This window comes from Rhizobacter sp. Root1238 (assembly GCF_001425825.1).
Taxonomy (GTDB): Bacteria; Pseudomonadota; Gammaproteobacteria; order Burkholderiales; family Burkholderiaceae_C; genus Rhizobacter.
This window is the reverse complement of sequence record NZ_LMDM01000027.1, coordinates 1-15906: the sequence shown is the minus strand read 5'-3', so window position 1 is coordinate 15906 and position 15906 is coordinate 1. Positions and strand designations below refer to the sequence as shown.

Genomic DNA, 15906 nt, shown 5'->3' with positions numbered 1-15906 from the left:
GCCCGCCGGGCGGCGCCGAGGCGCCGCCACGGTAGGTTTTCCCGGGGTGGCCATCAGGGCCACGGCTTGCGCCGCACCGGTCTTTTCGCCTTCAATCGGGCATCGATCCACCACCGGGAGAGGCGATGAAACAGGCGATGAAGACAGCGACGATGTTCGCCCTGCTGCTGTCGGCCGGCATGGCCGCCACGGCACAGGCCCACGAGACCTCCGCCGACTTCCGGCTCGATCCGGTGGTCGGCCTGTCGAGCAGCGGAAGTCCGGTGCCGGGCAGTGTCGGCGAGTGGCTCACGCCCAATGCCTACACCGGCTACACGACCGTCTACTACACCTGGGCCGATGGCAGCAGATCGACCAACCAGGACAGCTACACCGCGGCCGGGCTGCCGCTCGCGACGAGGAACGGCGACCCCTTCGGCCCGCTGCGCGACCAGACCATGCCGGCGCTGGCCGCCGATTCGCCGTCGGCCCACTCGCTGGTCGAACCGGGCCACATGCTGGCCGGTGTGACGAGAGAGCACCCGTGGGACGAGTCCAACGCCAGCGTCACGTGGGAGCGCACGTTCTCGCTGCTGCCCCACACCGCCATCACCTTCTCGGGCACCGCAACCCTCGACGCCGACCAGGCGACGACGAAGGCAACCACCTTCGAGGCTTCGCCCAACCTGAACCCGCAGTACGCGAACCGCGGCGTCCTGTCGTTCCACAGCGTGCTGGACGATGGCCAGAGCTGGACCAACGGCATCGGCTTCATCGCCCGCATCATGAATTTCGACCCGCGGTTGCCGGCCGGGTCGCCGTCGCTCGGGCGCGTCGGTTCGGTCGACGACTTCGCGTACAGCAGCGACGAGCAGGGCCACCTGTCGCTGACCCTCTTCAACCATTCCAATGAGCTGATGTTCACCAGCCTGTCCATCGGGGCGTTCGCGGTGGCGCCGTTCATCTCGCCGATTCCCGAGCCCACCGCCTGGTCGGCGATGCTGCTGGGACTGGGCGTGCTGGGCTGGCGCCGCAGGGCTTCTGCCGCCGCGCACAACGCTCCCACTGCCACCGTCGTCGGAGGTGCCGCATGAAGACCCCCCTCTTGCTCATCGTGCTGGCCGCCGTCGGGCTGGCCGGCGCGGCCCGGGCCCAGAACATCGTTGCCGACTTCCAGCTCGACCCGATCACCGGGCTGTCCACCGACAGCAGTTCGCCGGCCGGCACCGTCGGCCACTGGATCACGCCGAACAGCTTCTCCGGGTCGGCGACCGCCGTCCATTACTGGGCCGACCAGTCGACCTCCTTCCGCGAGAACTCGTTCTCGTCGAGCGCCCTCGTCGCCAGCGCCGTCGGCACCCAGCCGTTCGGCAACTACAGCCGGGGCGTGGATCCGGTGGCCGCCGACGCGCCGTCCGGCCATGTGGCGGTGGAGCCCGGGCACCTGCATGCCGACGTGTCGCGCCAGAAGAATTCGGACAGGGTCGAGACCTCTGTCGATTGGCAACGGGCCTTCACGCTCGACCCGAACAGCTCCGTCACGCTGTCCGGACTGCTGAAGCTCGACTCGTCGGTACCGCTCGCGCCGGTGGTGAACTACAGCACCACGCCGAACCCGCGGGACACCATCGCGAACTCGGCCTGGCTCACGTTTCGCGACAACACGAGCCTGGGCTGGATCAACGGCATCGGCATCATCGCGAACATCCTGAACCAGGACCCGAGGGACTTCCACGCGCCCTTCCTCGGCCGTGTGCCGGGGCCGGACGATTTCGCGTACAGCACCGATCCGGACGGACATCTTTCGCTGACGATCTTCAACCGATCCAACCAGTCGATGTTCGGCAGCTTCGAGGTGTCGCTGCTGGCGTCGGCGACCGACGTGCCCGGCATCCCCGAACCGAGCACCTGGCTGGCGATGCTGGTCGGCCTGGCCGTGCTGGGGTGGCGCCGCCGGTCGACGGTCTCAGGCGTGCAGTGACGGCGCAAAACGCACCAGCGCGTCGACGAACGCCCGCGGCGCTTCGAGCGGCGCGAACTCGCCGCAATCGGGCAGCACCGCGGCCGTGAGTTCGCGCGCGCCGGCCCGGCGCAGGCCGGGCAGGTAGTCGTCGGGCGAGCGGCCGTCGGCGTCGCCACGCAGGTAGAGCAGGGGCGTCTCGATGGCCTTCGGGCGGGCGTTGTGCTTCGCATCGGCGGCGAGCGCGCGGTACCAGTCGAAACCGGCCTTCAACGCCTGCGGTCGCGCGTAGGCCGCGGCAAAGCGCTCGCGGTACGCGTCGGTCACTGCGCTCTTGTGGCCGGCCAGCAGGTCGCAGAAGTAGTCGAAGTAGGGCCGCTGCCGTCCCTGCACCATCGTCTCGGGCAGCTCGGGAATCGCGTGGAAGGCGAAGTGCCAGATGCGCGGATCGGCCAGCAGCTGCTCCCACGGGTCGAGCCCGGGGATGACGGTGTTGGTGACGACCGCGCCGCGGATGCGCCGGCCGTGGTCGCGGGCCGCGGCGAACGCGATCATGCCGCCGACGTCGATGCCGGCGACGACGATGTCGTGCGCACCCGCGCGCTCGGCGGCGGCGAGCAGCACGTCGGCGAGCACCGTCTTCTCGGCCGAGCTCGGCGCACCGCGCGATTCGCCGACCGCGGGCAAGTCGGGCGCGAGCACGAAGAAGCGCTCGGCCAGCGCATCGATCACCGGCTCGTACAGCGCGTGCGAATGGGGCCAGCCGTGCAGCAGCAACAGCGCCGGACGGCTCGCGACGCCGGCCCGTCGCACCGCGATCTCGACGCCGTGGTCCGCGAGTTCGATCTTCTCCATCGTCTTCTCCGCAGGTTGCCCCGGCTCGGGGCAATCCGCATGCCCATGGGCTCAGGGCGGCGCAGTGATCTCCGGCGAGAGCGATGGGGCGACGGCTTCGAGGCTCGCCGCCAGCCCGTCGACCATCAGGTCGACCTCGGCCGGCGTCACGGTGAGCGACGGCATGAAGCGCAGCACCGACGGCCGTGGCGCGTTGAGCAGCAGCCCGGTGTCGGCGGCAGCGCCGCCCAGCATCAGCCGCTCGCGGGCGTGGGCGACGACGGCCGCCGCGACGGGCCGGCCCAGGTCCAGCGCGCGCAGCAGCCCGATGCCGCGGGCCTCGCCCAGCCCATGCCGTGCCGACAGCGCCTGCAGCCGCGCGCCCAGGTGCTCGCCGGTGGCGCGCACCCCCGCCAGGAAGCCGTCGGCCAGCACCGCTTGCAGCACCGACAGGCCGACCGCGCACATCAGCGGGTTGCCATTGAAGGTGCCACCCTGGTCGCCGTGGACGAACACGCAGGCGTGTTGCCGGGCCAGCAGCGCACCGATCGGCACGCCGCCGCCCAGGCCCTTGGCCAGCGTGGCGATGTCCGGCACGACGCCGAAGTGCTGGTAGCCGAACAGCGTGCCGAGGCGGCCGATGCCGGTCTGCACCTCGTCGAAGATCAGCAGCAGCCCGTGCTGGTCGCACAACGCGCGCAGGCCCTGCAGGAAGGCCGGCGTGGCCGCGTTGACGCCGCTTTCGCCCTGCACCGGCTCGAGCAGGATGGCCACGGTGGTGGAGCCGACCAGCGCCTGCACCGACGCCAGGTCGTTGAGCACCGCCTTCGGGAAGCCCGGCACCTGCGGCGCGAAGTGGCGGTCCCAGCCCGGCTTGCCCGACGCCGACATCGTGGCCAGCGTGCGGCCGTGGAAGGCATCGCGGAAGGTGATGATCTCGTGGGCCCCGCCCTTGTGCAGCTGCCCCCACTTGCGTGCCAGCTTGATCGCGCCTTCGTTGGCTTCGGCGCCGCCGTTGGTGAAGAACACCTGGTCGAAGTCGCTGTGCTCGCACAGCAGGCCGGCCAGTGCGCTCGCCGGCTGGTTGTGGAAGGCGGGGCTCGGCGTCAGCAGCAACGCGGACTGCCGCGCCAGCGCGTCGCGGATGCAGGCCGGCGCATGGCCGAGCGTGTTGACGGCCCAGCCCTGCACGAAGTCGAGGTGGCGCCGGCCGCGGTCGTCCCACAGCCAGCTGCCGTCGCCGCGCACGAACGCCGGCGCAGGCCGGGCGGTGATGTCCATCAGGTGCGTCATGCGGCCTCCTCCAGAAGTTCATCGGCATCGATCGTCGGCGCCTCGTCCAGCCCCAGCATCAGCGCCAGGTTCTGCACCGCGGCGCCCGAGGCGCCCTTGCCAAGGTTGTCGAAGACGGCGCCGAGCAGCAGCTGGCCCGTGGCGTCGTTGCCGAACACCGCCAGCTGCAGGTCGTTGCTGCCGTTGAGCGCTTGCGGGTCCAGCCCGGTCATCGCCTGCGTGCGCTCGGCGTCCAGCACCTGCACATGGCGGTGATCGCGGTAGCGCTGCATCAGCAGCTCGCGCACCGCCTGCGCGGTGAGCGGGCGCTGCAGCATCGATGCATGCAGCGGGATGGTCAGCGCAATGCCCTGCCGGAAGGCGCCGTACGACGGCACGAAGAACGGCCGGCCCTGCAAGCCCGCATGCTGCTGGATCTCGGGCACATGCTTGTGCTGCAAGGCCAGGCCGTAGGTCTGGAACGGCAGCGCGCTCGCGGCGCCCGGGCCTTCGTGGGCGTCGATGCCGGCGCGCCCGCGTCCCGAGTAGCCGGAGATCGCATGGATGCTGAGCGGCGCGTCGGCGCGCAGCACGCCGGCCTCGACCAGCGGGCGCAGCAGCGCGACGGCACCGGTCGGGTAGCAGCCCGGGTTGCTGACGAACCGCGCCTCGGCGATGCGGCCGGCCTGTTGCGGCGACATTTCGGGAAAGCCGTAGACCCAGGCCGCATCGGTGCGGTGCGCCGACGACGCGTCGATCACGCGCACGCGCGGATGGCGGATGCCGGCCACCGCCTGGCGCGCCGCCTCGTCGGGCAGGCACAGCACGGCGACGTCGCAATCGTTGATCGCCGCTGCCCGCGCAGCGGGGTCCTTGCGCAGCGCGTCCGGCAGCGTGACGAGCGCGATGTCGCGTCGCCCGGACAGCCGCGCCAGGATCTGCAGGCCGGTGGTGCCTTGGTCGCCGTCGATGAAAACGCTCGCGCGCATGGGGTGCTCCTGGAGTGAGGAGCGGAGCTTGCGGCTGCGCCGAGGATTGGTAAAGTTGAATGTCATGAACCCGAAGTTCATGAAGCCTGAACGACCATGAGAGAACTGAAGCTCGACCAGCTGCGCACGCTGGTGACCATCGCCGAGCTCGGCTCGTTTGCCGCCGCGGCGCGCGCGCTGCACCTGGCCGCGCCGACCGTCAGCCTGCATGTGGCCGAACTCGAGTCGCGCCTCGGCGCGCCGCTGCTGCTGCGCCAGCGCCAGCGCGTGGTGGCCACCGGCATCGGCGAGGGGCTGGTCGAGCGCGCCCGCCGCCTGCTGGTCGATGTGGACGCGGCGCTCGAGGACGTGGCCCACCAGGTCGAAGGCCGTGCCGGCCGCGTGCGGTTGGGTGCGTCCACCGGCGCGCTGGCCTGGCTGCTGCCGCAGGCGCTGGAGACGATGGGCCGGGACCACCCCGGCATCGACGTGCAGGTCGCGGTGCTGACGTCGCAGGAGGCCTTGTCGCGCCTGCAGGGCGGCACGCTCGACATCGGCCTGGTGGCCTTGCCGCAGGCGGCCGTTCCGGGGCTGCAGATCGTGCCGTGGCGCCGCGACCCGGTGATGGCCTTCGTGCCGCGCACCTGGACGCTGCCGCGCGCGATCACGCCGGTCTGGCTCGCGTCCCGCCCGCTGATCCTCAACGATGCCACCACCCGCCTGCACCGCATGACGATGGACTGGTTCGCCGCCGCCGGCGAGCAGCCGCAGGCGCGCATCGAGCTGAACTACAACGACGCGATCAAGAGCCTGGTGGCGGCCGGCTATGGCGCCGCGCTGTTGCCGCGCGAGGAGGGCGCGGCCACGGTGGACAAGCGCATCGCGATCGCGCCGCTCACGCCGCGCCTGTGGCGCCCGCTGGGCCTCGCGCACCGGGCCGGAAAGCCGGAGCCCGCGACGCGGCACATGCTCGACGCGCTGGCAGCGATCCGGCAGCGCTAAGGCCTGTCAACACGGCGGGCAGAAGACCGCACAGTCGCCGGCGAAGCGTCAGGCCGGCAGCGCGCGCTCGGCCGTTCCCAACCGGAACACCGACACCGCACTCACCAGCCGCGCAGCCTGTTGCTTCAGGCTCTCCGCGGCGGCCGCCGATTCCTCGACCAGCGCCGCGTTCTGCTGCGTCACCTGGTCGAGCTGCAACACCGCGTCGTTGACCTGGCCGATGCCGGTCGTCTGCTCCTCGGTGGCGCTGCTGATCTCCGACAGCATGTCGTTGACGCGGCGCACCTGCGACACGATCTCGGTCATCGTGCGGCCGGCATCGCCGACCAGCCGGCCGCCGGTCGCGACCTTGCCCGAGCTGTCGCCGATCAGGGCCTTGATCTCGCGGGCCGCTTGGGCGCTGCGTTGTGCGAGCGTGCGCACTTCGCCGGCCACAACCGCGAAGCCGCGGCCCTGTTCGCCGGCCCGCGCCGCCTCCACCGCGGCGTTGAGCGCGAGGATGTTGGTCTGGAACGCGATGCCGTCGATCACGCCGGTGATGTCGGCGATCTTCCGGCTGGCTTCGGCGATCTCGGCCATCGTGTGCACGACCCGCTCCACCACCTCGCCACCTTCGGCGGCCACGCGGCGCGCCGCATCGGCCACTTCGCTCGCGGTGCGGGCGGTGTCGGCGTTGTTGCGAACGGTGCCGGTCAGCTGTTCCATCGAGGCCGCCGTCTGCTGCAGGTTCGACGCCTGTTCTTCGGTGCGCTGGCTCAGGTCCTGGTTGCCCATCGCGATCTGGCCGGAGCCGGTGGCGATGCCGTCGCTGCTCTGCCGCACCTCGGCGACGATGCGCAGCAGGCTGGCATTCATCTCCTTCAGCGCCTGCAGCAACTGCCCGGTCTCGTCCTTCGTGTCGACCTGGATGTCGGAGCCGAGGTCACCGGAAGCGACGCGCTGCGCCACCTGCACCGCACGGCCGATCGGACGCGTGATCGAGCGCGTGACGATCCAGGCCATCAGCACCGCCAGGCCGATCGCCGCGGCACCGAGCACGAGCATCACGGTCCGGCCGACCTGATACGCGGTGTTCCCCGCTTCGCCCGCGTCCTTGAACTGGCGGCCCAGCTCCGCGAGCAGCGCGTCGAGCGCCGATTGGTAGCTGTGCTGGTCCTTGCGCATCTTGCCGAGCACCAGCTCGACGGCCGCGTCGTTGTTGCCGGCGGCGAGCAGGTCCTTGAAGGCCTGCTGGTCGGCGACGAAAACCGCGCGAGATTCCTTCACGTCGGCGAGGATGCGCCGCGTCTCGGGCGCCTGCAGCGTGCGATCGAGCCCGTCGATGGACTCGGTGATCCGGCCCTGCGCCGCGGCGAGGTCGGCTGCGGTCTTGCGCAGGCTCTGCGCATCCTTGTCGATCAGCATCGCGCGCACGCTGCGCACGATGGCATTGACATCGTTCTTGATGTCGACCGCGAGCAGCACCTTCGGATAGCGGTTGTCCACGACCAGGTTCAGCTGGTCGCGCAGGTCGGTCAGCCGTTGCAGGCCGGCGCCGACGACGGCCGCGAGCAGCACGAGCACGAAGGCGAAGGCCACCGCGAGGCGCACGCCGATCTTGAGATTGAGAAAGCTCTTCATTGACGGCTCCATGGGGCGGCCGATAGCACGGCGCCATGCCGTTCTATCGGTCGCCTCGGAGCTCACTTGAGCACGAATGCACCGCTCAAGTGCATCCGACACCGGCATGGGCAGGCGCCCCGCTGCCGCGCGGCCGGCGGCACGCGACGCCGACCCGGCAGGTGCCTACAGCTTGGTGCCGCCGCTGGCGTCGACCACCTGCCCGGTGGTCCACGCGCCGTCCGGCCCGGCGAGGAAGGCCACCACGCCGGCGATGTGCGCCGGCTGGCCGATGCCCGGCAGGGCCTGCACCTGCGCCAGCGTTTCCTTGCCGCCGGGGCCATGGATCCAGGCGCTCATGCGGGTGTCGATGGCGCCGGGAGCGACCACGTTGACGGTGATGCCCCGCGGCCCCAGTTCGGCCGCCAGTTGAAGGGTCAGCGCATCGACGAAGCCCTTGCTGGCCGAGTAGGCGGTGATGCCCGGAAAGGCGATGCGCGTCGCCGCGGTGCCGATGTTGACGATGCGTCCGCCGTCGGGCATCAGCGGCACCACGCCCTGCGTGATGAAGAACAGGCTGCGCATGTTCACGCCGACGAGCGTCTCGAACGCCTCCGCGCGCGTGTCGGCCAGCCCGGCAAACAGCGCGACGCCGGCGTTGTTGACCAGGATGTCGATGCGCGGCAGCTGCAACGCCGCGAGGCGTTCGACCAGTTGCCGGCCGCCGTCGACCGCGGCCAGGTCGGCCTGCAGCAGGTGCGCGGTGTGACCGGCGTCGCGCAACGACGCGGCCAGCGCCTCGGCTTCGGCCCGGCCGCTGCCGTAGTGCAGCACCAGCTCGGCACCGTCGGCGGCCAGCCGTTGTGCGATGGCGGCACCGATGCCACGCGAGGCCCCGGTGACCAGGGCGATTTTTCCTTCGAGGGATCTGCTCATGATGTTCTCCAAATAGACCAATCGGTCAATAAAAGTGGAAAGAAAGGCCGCGCGAGCGGCCAGCGGGGGGTGGGGCGGGGGCTCACGCCATGTCGAGGACCCCGAACGTGAGCGCGACGAGGCGCTCCATCTGGGCGCGACTGCGCCCGGCGCGCGCGGCGACGCGCAGGCCGCTGACCAGCGCGATCAGCACTTCGGCCAGCTCGGCCGACGCTGCCGTGCTGCGGATCGAGCCGTCGCGCTGCCCGCGCTCCACCGTCGAGCGCAGCATTTCGTGGCTGGCCTGCCAGCGGCTCGTCAATGCCCATGTCAACGGCGCTTCGTCCAGGCCTTCGAGCAGGCCGCCGGTCACGATGCAGGCCCTCTGCGCCGGGTCGTCGCTGGCGCAGCTCTGCACCATGGCATCGAACTGGAGCGCCAGCGCCGTGCGCCCGTCCTTCGCGGCCTGCATCGCCGCGGCGACCTGCGCACCGCGTTGCACTGCGCAGTCGATGGCCTGCAGGTACATGGCCTGCTTGTCGCCGAAGGTGTTGTAGAGACTCTGCTTGCCCAGGCCGGTGGCTTCCTGCAGCAGGGCCAGGCTGGTGCCGGTGTAGCCGTGCGTGCTGAAGACGTCGGTCAGGCGGTCCAGGACTTCGGGTTCGGAGAAGTGGCGTTCGCGGGGCATGGCCGATTCTAGGCCTAATTTGACTGATCGGTCAACGTCGACGCCGAACCCGTCGGCCGGATGGCCGGTGTGTGAGGATCGCGGTCGCCGGGCACAAGGCGTCGACCGGCCTTCCCGTCATGCGGCCGCGCCGGGCACGGCGGGCGGCTGCGCCCGCAGCGCCTCGCGCAGGGCGAGCGCGCCCTTGCCGACGAAGAAGAGCACCAGCACGTGGAAGCCGACCGGCAGCCAGTCGGCCGCGGCCAGGTACAGCAGCGCGTCGAGTGCGTACACGCCGCCGCCGATGTAGAAAGCCCGCAGGCTGCCGCGCTGCGCCACCAGGCCCATCGCGAAGAAGAAGGCCAGCACCAGCGCGTCCAGCACCAGGCCGGCAACCGGCAGCCCGGAGAACACCGCATCGACGACGCCGGTGATGCCCAGGCCGACGACGAAGTGGGTGTCGCTGCCCGAATGCTGCATCCCGACGTTCACCGCCGACAGGCCGGCGATCCACCAGAACCAGCGCGCGCCCGCCTGCACGAGCGGCATCGATTCGGCCAGCGCACGCGGTGTCGGCGCCACGGCAGCGGCGGCGATGGAAGCGGGAGCAGCGGCCACGGCGGGCGTGGCGGTGGGGTCGGTCATCGGGTCCTCCTCGTGTGGCTGTCGATTAGAACAGCGGCCGAACGTCGTGGGAGTGGAGCCTGCGAAGCGCAGAGGCTTCGCCCGTTTTTGACATCACCCAGGAGACCCCCGTGACAAAGATGATCCTCGTGAGCCTGCCGGTCACCGACCTGAGCGCCTCGGTCGCCTTCTACAAGGCGCTGGGATTTGCGCAGAACCCGCAATTCAGCGACGACACCGCCGCCTGCATGGTGTGGAGCGAGACGATCCACGCGATGCTGCTCACCCATGCCAAGTGGCGCAGCTTCACCGATCGACCGATCTCGCCGGCCGGCACCAGCCAGGTGATGCTCGCGCTGTCGCTGGACAGCCGGGAGGCCGTCGACCGGATGAACCAGGCCGCTGCCGGACACGGCGGCCAGGCCGACGTGAACCCGGTGCAGGACCATGGCGCGATGTACGGCCGCGACCTCGCGGATCCCGACGGGCACCTGTGGGGCGCGCTCTGGATGGACCCGGCCGCGATGCCCGCGACGTGACCGCGCCCGGGGCGCGCCGCCGGCGCGCGATGTGCGCAGTGACTCCTGCTTTTGCAACCGGTTTGAATTGGTATCTTTGAGAAACCGAGGTAGGAATACCAATCCAGTACCAGCACACTCCCTCCCTGGTTTTTGTGATGCATCTCAACCGGAGATCAGAGAGATGAAGAAAACACTGGGAATGAGCATGGTTGCCGTCGCGATCGGCAGCCTGTGGGGGCAGGTCCAGGCCGCGTCGGCCCACGACGTGCAAGGTGCGTGGAGCAGCGACGTGCAACTGGCGCAGTCCAGCGCGCCCGCCTGGCGCGAAGGCGTCACCTACACCGTCGGCACGGTGGTGAGCTATGGCGGCCGCGACTATGTCGCGCTCGTCACGCACACCGCATGGGCCGGCACGAACTGGACGCCGGAGGCCACGCCGTCGCTGTGGTCGCCGACGAACGGCAGCGCGCCGGCACCGGCGCCAGCACCCGCCCCGTCGCCCGCACCCGCGCCGGCGCCGAGCCCGGCGCCCGCACCGGCCCCCGCGCCGAACCCCGGCGGCACCTGCTACCTCGCGTGGGTGTCCGGCACCGCCTACACCAGCGGCGCGACCGTCAGCTACAACGGCGTGAACTACAAGGCCAACTACTGGACGCAGAACAACAACCCGGCGTCCAGCAGCGGCCCGGCCGGCAGCGGCCAGCCGTGGACCGCCGTCGGCAACTGCGCCGGTGCACCGGCGCCTGCTCCCGCGCCTGCGCCTGCGCCGTCACCCGCGCCGGCCCCCGCACCGGCTCCCGCGCCGTCGCCGGCCCCGGCGCCCGCACCGGCTCCGGCCCCCGCGCCCGCCCCGGCACCTGCGCCCGGCGGCCGCCAGGTCGGCTCGTACTTCACGCAGTGGGGCGTGTACGGCCGCGGCTATGAAGTCGCCGACATGATCTCGTCGGGCTCGGCCGGCTCGATGACCTTCGTGAACTACGCGTTCGCGAACATCTACCAGAAGAACGGCGGCTACGAGTGCGCGCAAGGCATCGACAAGCTCGAGCCGGGTGCGACGAACCCGAACGATCCGAGCGCCGGCACCGGTGGCGACGCCTGGGCCGACTACGGCCGCACGCCGTTGCGCCTGGTCGGCGCCGCGCCCACGTGGGACTCGAAGCTGGCCGGTTCCTTCAACGAGCTGAAGGGCCTCAAGGCGAAGTACCCGAACCTGAAGGTGCTGATCTCGCTCGGCGGCTGGACGTGGTCGAAGTGGTTCTCCGCCGCCTCGCAGACCGACGCGCTGCGCAAGCAGCTGGTGAGTTCCTGCCTGAACATCTACATCAAGGGCAACCTGCCGGCCTACAGCGGCAAGGGCGGCGACGGCGTGCTGGCGGGCGTGTTCGACGGCATCGACATCGACTGGGAATTCCCGGCCGTGATCGGCCAGCCGTACAACACCGTGAGCGCGGCGGATCGCCACAACTTCACGCTGCTGATGAAGGAGTTCCGCACCCAGCTCGATGCGATCAACGGCAAGCACTACCTGCTGACCGCGGCGCTCGGCTCGGGCAAGGACAAGATCGACGCCACCGAGCCGGGCCAGTACGGGCAGTACATGGACTGGGTCAACCTGATGAGCTACGACTTCCACGGTGGGTTCGAGCCGCAAGGCCCGACCGACTTCCAGTCGAACCTCTATCCGGATCCGTCGGGCCCGAACTACTACGATCCGTTGAAGCCGGGCGTGCGCTCCGTCGCGTCGTACTACAACATCGACGAAGCGGTGGGCATCCTGCTGCAGTCCGGCATGCCGGCGGGCAAGATCAACCTCGGCATTCCGTTCTACGGCCGCGGTTGGACGGGCGTGCCCAACGTCAACAACGGGCTGTACCAGAAGGCCACGTCGCCGGCACGCGGCACCTACGAGGCGGGCATCGAGGACTACAAGGTCCTGAAGAGCGCCCCGGGCACGGTGTATGTGCACCCGGTGACGAAGCAGAGCTACAAGTTCGACGGCACGAACTTCTGGAGCTACGACACGCCGGAAGTGATCCAGACCAAGATCAACTACCTGAAGTCCAAGGGCCTGGGCGGCATCTTCAGCTGGTCGCTGGACGGTGACCTGAACGGCGAGCTGATGAAGGCGACCGCCGCCGCGAAGTAAGCCACGCCGCCATCGCACACCCCACCGGTGTGCGGCCTGCGCGTCAAAGGGCCTGCCCTCACCGGGGCGGGCCTTTTTCGTTTCGGGGCGAAGAGTCGGTTGGAGACAACACCCTGATACACACGAAAGTCCGGACTTACCCTCGGGCGCTCGCCCTCCAGGAATGATCAAATCGCCCACCTGACTGGAATCGGTTCCACTTTTCGAGGTCTCCGGCAGTACGAGTCTTGCAAAGGGACACAGGAATCAATCCGGCGGGCTCATAGATTGGGATGACTTGCCACGGTGCGGCCTCGCCACGAGGTGCGGTGCACGCGCGGAAGCAGACAACACCTTCAAGGAGAAGAGCACATGCAGTGGAGTACCCGACAGGTCGTCGCGATGGCCGCGATGCTGGGCGCCTTTGGCGCCACGGCAGACGCAGCGACCCTTCGCGCCGTCGCCAACAACAACTTCGTCAGCGCCACCGCGACCGGAACCTCGTTCCTGAACGCGACCGCACCCGTCGCCAGCACCTGGGAAGACTTCGACGTCATCCGCAACGGCAACGGCACGGTCTCGTTCCGGGCCACCATCAGCGGCAACATCGTGTCCGCCGACCAGGGCCTCGGCGCGCCGAACACGAACCGCCTGATCTCGAACCGCGGGGCCATCAACGCGTGGGAGCAGTTCACGCTGGAGACGCAGGCCAACGGCACGGTCGCGATCCGCTCGGCGACGACCGGTCTCTACGTCAGCGCCGACCTGAACCGCGGCGGCTTCCTTGTCGCCGACCGCCCCACGGTGCAGGCCTGGGAGCAGTTCGTGCTGTCGGACACCACGACGACCCCGCCGACCAACCCGCCGACCAACCCGCCGACCGGCACGACGCCCGACTTCGGCCCGAACGTGCACGTCTTCAACCCGTCGACGCCGAACCTGCAGGGGCAGATCGACGGCATCTACAACGCGCAGCAGCCGAACCACTTCGGCCCGCGCCGCGATGCGATCCTGCTGACGCCGGGCACCTACAACAACCTGCGCATCCCGGTGGGCTTCTACACCCAGGTGCTGGGCCTGGGCAGCCACCCGGACCAGGTGCACGTCAACGGCGACCTGCGCTCCAACGCCTTCCTCGGCGGCGACAACGCGACCCAGAACTTCTGGCGCGGCGCCGAGAACTTCTCGGTCACGCCCAGCCAGGGCATCGGCAACAACACGATGCAGTGGGCCGTCTCGCAGGCGATTCCGTTCCGCCGCATGCACGTGCGCGGCAACATCAAGCTGAACCAGAACAACGGCTGGTCGAGCGGCGGCTGGTTCTCCGACGTGCTGGTCGACGGCAACGTCAACTCGGCGTCGCAGCAGCAATGGATCTCGCGCAACAGCCAGTGGGGCAGCTGGAGCGGCTCGAACTGGAACATGGTGTTCGTCGGCGTGCCGAACGCACCGGCCGGCAACTTCCCGACGCAGGGCCAGCGCTACACCAAGATCGCGCAGACGCCGGTCATCCGCGAGAAGCCGTACCTGTTCATCGATGCCAACGGCAGCTATGCGGTGCGCGTGCCGGCACTGAGCACCAACAGCGCCGGCATCAGCTGGAGCAACGGCGCCACCACGCCGGGCACCACGCTGCCGATCGGCAGCTTCTTCCTTGCGAAGCCGAGCGACAGTGCGGCCACCCTCAACGCGCAGCTGGCGGCGGGCAAGCACATCCTGTTCACGCCCGGCACCTACGTGCTGACGCAGACGCTGCAGGTGAACAACCCCAACACGGTGATCCTGGGGCTGGGCTTTGCCACGCTGCGGTCCGACAACGGGCAACCGCTGATCAAGACGGCCGACGTGGACGGCCTCACCATCTCGGGCCTGTTCCTCGATGCGGGCCGTGCCGAATCGGGCGTGCTGATGGAGGTCGGCCCGAACGGCGCCAGCGCCAGCCATGCGGCCAACCCGATCGCGCTGCACGACCTGTTCTTCCGCATCGGCGGCGCGGCGGCCGGCCGGGTCGGCATCGCGTTGAGCATCAATGCCAACAACACGATCGTCGACCACACCTGGCTGTGGCGTGCCGACCATGGCGACGGCGTCAGCTGGACCGACAACCCGTCGGCCAACGGCCTGTGGGTGAACGGCAACGACGTGACCATCTACGGCCTGTTCGTCGAGCATTTCCAGCAGCACCAGGTGGTGTGGAACGGCAACGGCGGGCGCGTGTACTTCTACCAGTCGGAGATCCCGTACGACCCGCCGAGCCAGTCGGCCTGGAACAGCACGACGGGCCGCGGCTGGGCGTCGTACAAGGTGTCGAACAACGTGACCAGCCATGAGGCCTGGGGCCTGGGCATCTACAGCGTGTTCACGAATGGCGGCATCCTGCTCGACCGCGCCATCGAGGTGCCGACCACGTCGGGCGTGCGCTTCCACGACATGATCTCGGTGTGCCTGGGGGGCAACGGCGGCATCGTCCACGTCATCAACAACACCGGCTCGCAGACCGGCTGCAATGCGTCGTTCACGCCGACGGTGACCACCTTCCCGTAACCCGACGTTCTTCCCTGAAACGAGCCCCCGGCACGAGCCGGGGGCTTTTGTTTTTGGGCCTTACGTTTGATGACAGACGGGCAGATCTCCGGAATGCCGCGGTCATCACTGACTTGCCGACGTCTCCCAGAATCGCGCCACTTTCGGGTGGACCGAAATCACACAAGGGGATGAGGATGAAGAAGATGAATCGCATGACGATCGTCGCCGCCGCGGCGACGGTGGTGGGCAGCACGTTGGCCGCACCGGCCTTCGCGGCGGACTGGCCGAGCGGCTACACCTTCTGCGCCAGCGAGCGCACCAACTGCGCGGTGGGCTCCAAGCCGCGCCAGGTGTCGTACGGCGCGCAAGGCAAGTGGGTGGTGAAGGCGAAGTCGGGCACGATCGCCTGCACCAACGCGACCTTCGGCGACCCGATCGTCGGCAAGAAGAAGGCCTGCGCGATCGGTCCGCTGGTGGCAGCGCCGGCCCCGGCCCCGGCCCCGGCACCTGCGCCGGCTCCAGCGCCTGCACCAACTCCCGCACCAGCGCCAGCACCGACCCCTGCACCGACCCCTGCACCGGCACCTGCGCCTGCACCGGCTCCCACTCCCGCACCCGCACCCGCACCGGCCCCGTCGGTGGTCGACCCAGGCAGCACGCTGACCACCTGGGCTGCCCCCGGCACCACCCCGAAGCCCACCGTCACGCCGGGCACCTGGCGCGCCGGCGGCCCGAACCCCGACCAGGCCAGCTTCAGGCTCGTCAAGGAGTCGGCCCACTTCGCGTTCTATTCCGACGAAGCGATCTCGGACGCCGACCTGACGCTCGCGGCCAACACGCTGGAGAACACCGTCTGGGAGAACCTGTTCAACTCGAACCTGTTGATGCCCGAGCCGTTCTTCAACAAGACGGAC

General features: G+C 69.7%; 13 protein-coding genes and 1 pseudogene. 7 read left to right on the top strand and 7 right to left on the bottom strand.

What is annotated here, in order from left to right; all coding sequences use genetic code 11:
- The first annotated feature begins 137 nt into the window (after positions 1–137).
- On the top strand, positions 138–1073 hold the full coding sequence (locus ASC98_RS20100) for a PEP-CTERM sorting domain-containing protein (protein WP_162249365.1): 936 nt from the start codon (positions 138–140) through the stop codon (positions 1071–1073).
- On the top strand, positions 1070–1960 hold the full coding sequence (locus ASC98_RS20095) for a PEP-CTERM sorting domain-containing protein (protein ID WP_082542344.1): 891 nt from the start codon (positions 1070–1072) through the stop codon (positions 1958–1960). The genes ASC98_RS20100 and ASC98_RS20095 overlap by 4 nt, the downstream gene beginning before the upstream one ends.
- On the opposite strand, the gene ASC98_RS20090 is transcribed toward ASC98_RS20095, so the two are convergent.
- From ASC98_RS20090 to argC, 3 genes are read right to left on the bottom strand one after another with little or no spacing between them, the layout of a single operon-like run.
- Positions 1946–2794, bottom strand: a complete 849-nt coding sequence (locus ASC98_RS20090) for an alpha/beta fold hydrolase (RefSeq protein WP_056812334.1) — start codon at positions 2792–2794, stop codon at positions 1946–1948. The two genes, ASC98_RS20095 and ASC98_RS20090, sit on opposite strands and share 15 nt — an antisense overlap.
- A 51-nt stretch (positions 2795–2845) precedes the next feature.
- Entirely contained in the window at positions 2846–4066 is a 1221-nt protein-coding gene (locus ASC98_RS20085; RefSeq protein ID WP_056812332.1) for an acetylornithine transaminase, read from the bottom strand.
- On the bottom strand, positions 4063–5034 hold the full coding sequence (gene argC, locus ASC98_RS20080; protein ID WP_056812330.1) for an N-acetyl-gamma-glutamyl-phosphate reductase: 972 nt from the start codon (positions 5032–5034) through the stop codon (positions 4063–4065). The genes ASC98_RS20085 and argC overlap by 4 nt, the downstream gene beginning before the upstream one ends.
- Before the next feature lie 96 nt (positions 5035–5130).
- Here argC and ASC98_RS20075 point away from each other — a divergent pair, with 96 nt between their 5' ends.
- Positions 5131–6015: a LysR family transcriptional regulator gene (locus ASC98_RS20075; RefSeq protein ID WP_056812327.1), complete on the top strand. Its 885-nt coding sequence runs from the start codon at positions 5131–5133 to the stop codon at positions 6013–6015.
- A gap of 48 nt (positions 6016–6063) precedes the next feature.
- Here ASC98_RS20075 and ASC98_RS32145 read toward each other — a convergent pair whose 3' ends face one another.
- The 4 genes from ASC98_RS32145 to ASC98_RS20055 all read right to left on the bottom strand — a co-directional run bounded on the left by ASC98_RS32145 (position 6064) and on the right by ASC98_RS20055 (position 9841).
- Complete coding sequence (locus ASC98_RS32145; protein ID WP_056812324.1) at positions 6064–7635, bottom strand: methyl-accepting chemotaxis protein; 1572 nt, start codon at positions 7633–7635, stop codon at positions 6064–6066.
- A 165-nt stretch (positions 7636–7800) separates the two neighbouring features.
- The gene (locus tag ASC98_RS20065; protein WP_056820403.1) at positions 7801–8550 is read right to left on the bottom strand and encodes an SDR family NAD(P)-dependent oxidoreductase; all 750 of its coding nucleotides are present in this window, start codon (positions 8548–8550) and stop codon (positions 7801–7803) included.
- A gap of 82 nt (positions 8551–8632) precedes the next feature.
- Entirely contained in the window at positions 8633–9217 is a 585-nt protein-coding gene (locus tag ASC98_RS20060) for a TetR/AcrR family transcriptional regulator (RefSeq protein ID WP_056812321.1), read from the bottom strand.
- 117 nt (positions 9218–9334) lie between these two features.
- Positions 9335–9841, bottom strand: a complete 507-nt coding sequence (locus tag ASC98_RS20055) for a hypothetical protein (protein WP_056812319.1) — start codon at positions 9839–9841, stop codon at positions 9335–9337.
- A 110-nt stretch (positions 9842–9951) separates the two neighbouring features.
- Here ASC98_RS20055 and ASC98_RS20050 point away from each other — a divergent pair, with 110 nt between their 5' ends.
- From ASC98_RS20050 to ASC98_RS31345, 4 genes and pseudogenes are all read left to right on the top strand, one after another.
- Positions 9952–10359, top strand: a complete 408-nt coding sequence (locus ASC98_RS20050; RefSeq protein ID WP_056812313.1) for a VOC family protein — start codon at positions 9952–9954, stop codon at positions 10357–10359.
- A 181-nt stretch (positions 10360–10540) separates the two neighbouring features.
- Positions 10541–12487, top strand: coding sequence for a glycosyl hydrolase family 18 protein (locus tag ASC98_RS20045; protein ID WP_235581329.1), 1947 nt, complete (start codon positions 10541–10543; stop codon positions 12485–12487).
- A 351-nt stretch (positions 12488–12838) separates the two neighbouring features.
- Positions 12839–15010 (top strand): coagulation factor 5/8 type domain-containing protein, encoded by a 2172-nt coding sequence (locus ASC98_RS20040; protein WP_082542342.1) that lies wholly within the window; start codon positions 12839–12841, stop codon positions 15008–15010.
- Between the two features lie 176 nt (positions 15011–15186).
- Positions 15187–15906, top strand: a pseudogene (locus ASC98_RS31345) (hypothetical protein); the annotation flags it as partial.

Coding starts and splice junctions, on each gene's coding strand:
- ASC98_RS20055 (WP_056812319.1), bottom strand. CDS start 9,841: ATGACCGACCCCACCGCCACGCCCGCCGTGGCCGCTGCTCCCGCTTCC.
- ASC98_RS20040 (WP_082542342.1), top strand. CDS start 12,839: ATGCAGTGGAGTACCCGACAGGTCGTCGCGATGGCCGCGATGCTGGGC.
- ASC98_RS20065 (WP_056820403.1), bottom strand. CDS start 8,550: ATGAGCAGATCCCTCGAAGGAAAAATCGCCCTGGTCACCGGGGCCTCG.
- ASC98_RS20085 (WP_056812332.1), bottom strand. CDS start 4,066: ATGACGCACCTGATGGACATCACCGCCCGGCCTGCGCCGGCGTTCGTG.
- ASC98_RS20100 (WP_162249365.1), top strand. CDS start 138: ATGAAGACAGCGACGATGTTCGCCCTGCTGCTGTCGGCCGGCATGGCC.
- argC (WP_056812330.1), bottom strand. CDS start 5,034: ATGCGCGCGAGCGTTTTCATCGACGGCGACCAAGGCACCACCGGCCTG.
- ASC98_RS32145 (WP_056812324.1), bottom strand. CDS start 7,635: ATGAAGAGCTTTCTCAATCTCAAGATCGGCGTGCGCCTCGCGGTGGCC.
- ASC98_RS20090 (WP_056812334.1), bottom strand. CDS start 2,794: ATGGAGAAGATCGAACTCGCGGACCACGGCGTCGAGATCGCGGTGCGA.
- ASC98_RS20095 (WP_082542344.1), top strand. CDS start 1,070: ATGAAGACCCCCCTCTTGCTCATCGTGCTGGCCGCCGTCGGGCTGGCC.
- ASC98_RS20075 (WP_056812327.1), top strand. CDS start 5,131: ATGAGAGAACTGAAGCTCGACCAGCTGCGCACGCTGGTGACCATCGCC.
- ASC98_RS20060 (WP_056812321.1), bottom strand. CDS start 9,217: ATGCCCCGCGAACGCCACTTCTCCGAACCCGAAGTCCTGGACCGCCTG.
- ASC98_RS20045 (WP_235581329.1), top strand. CDS start 10,541: ATGAGCATGGTTGCCGTCGCGATCGGCAGCCTGTGGGGGCAGGTCCAG.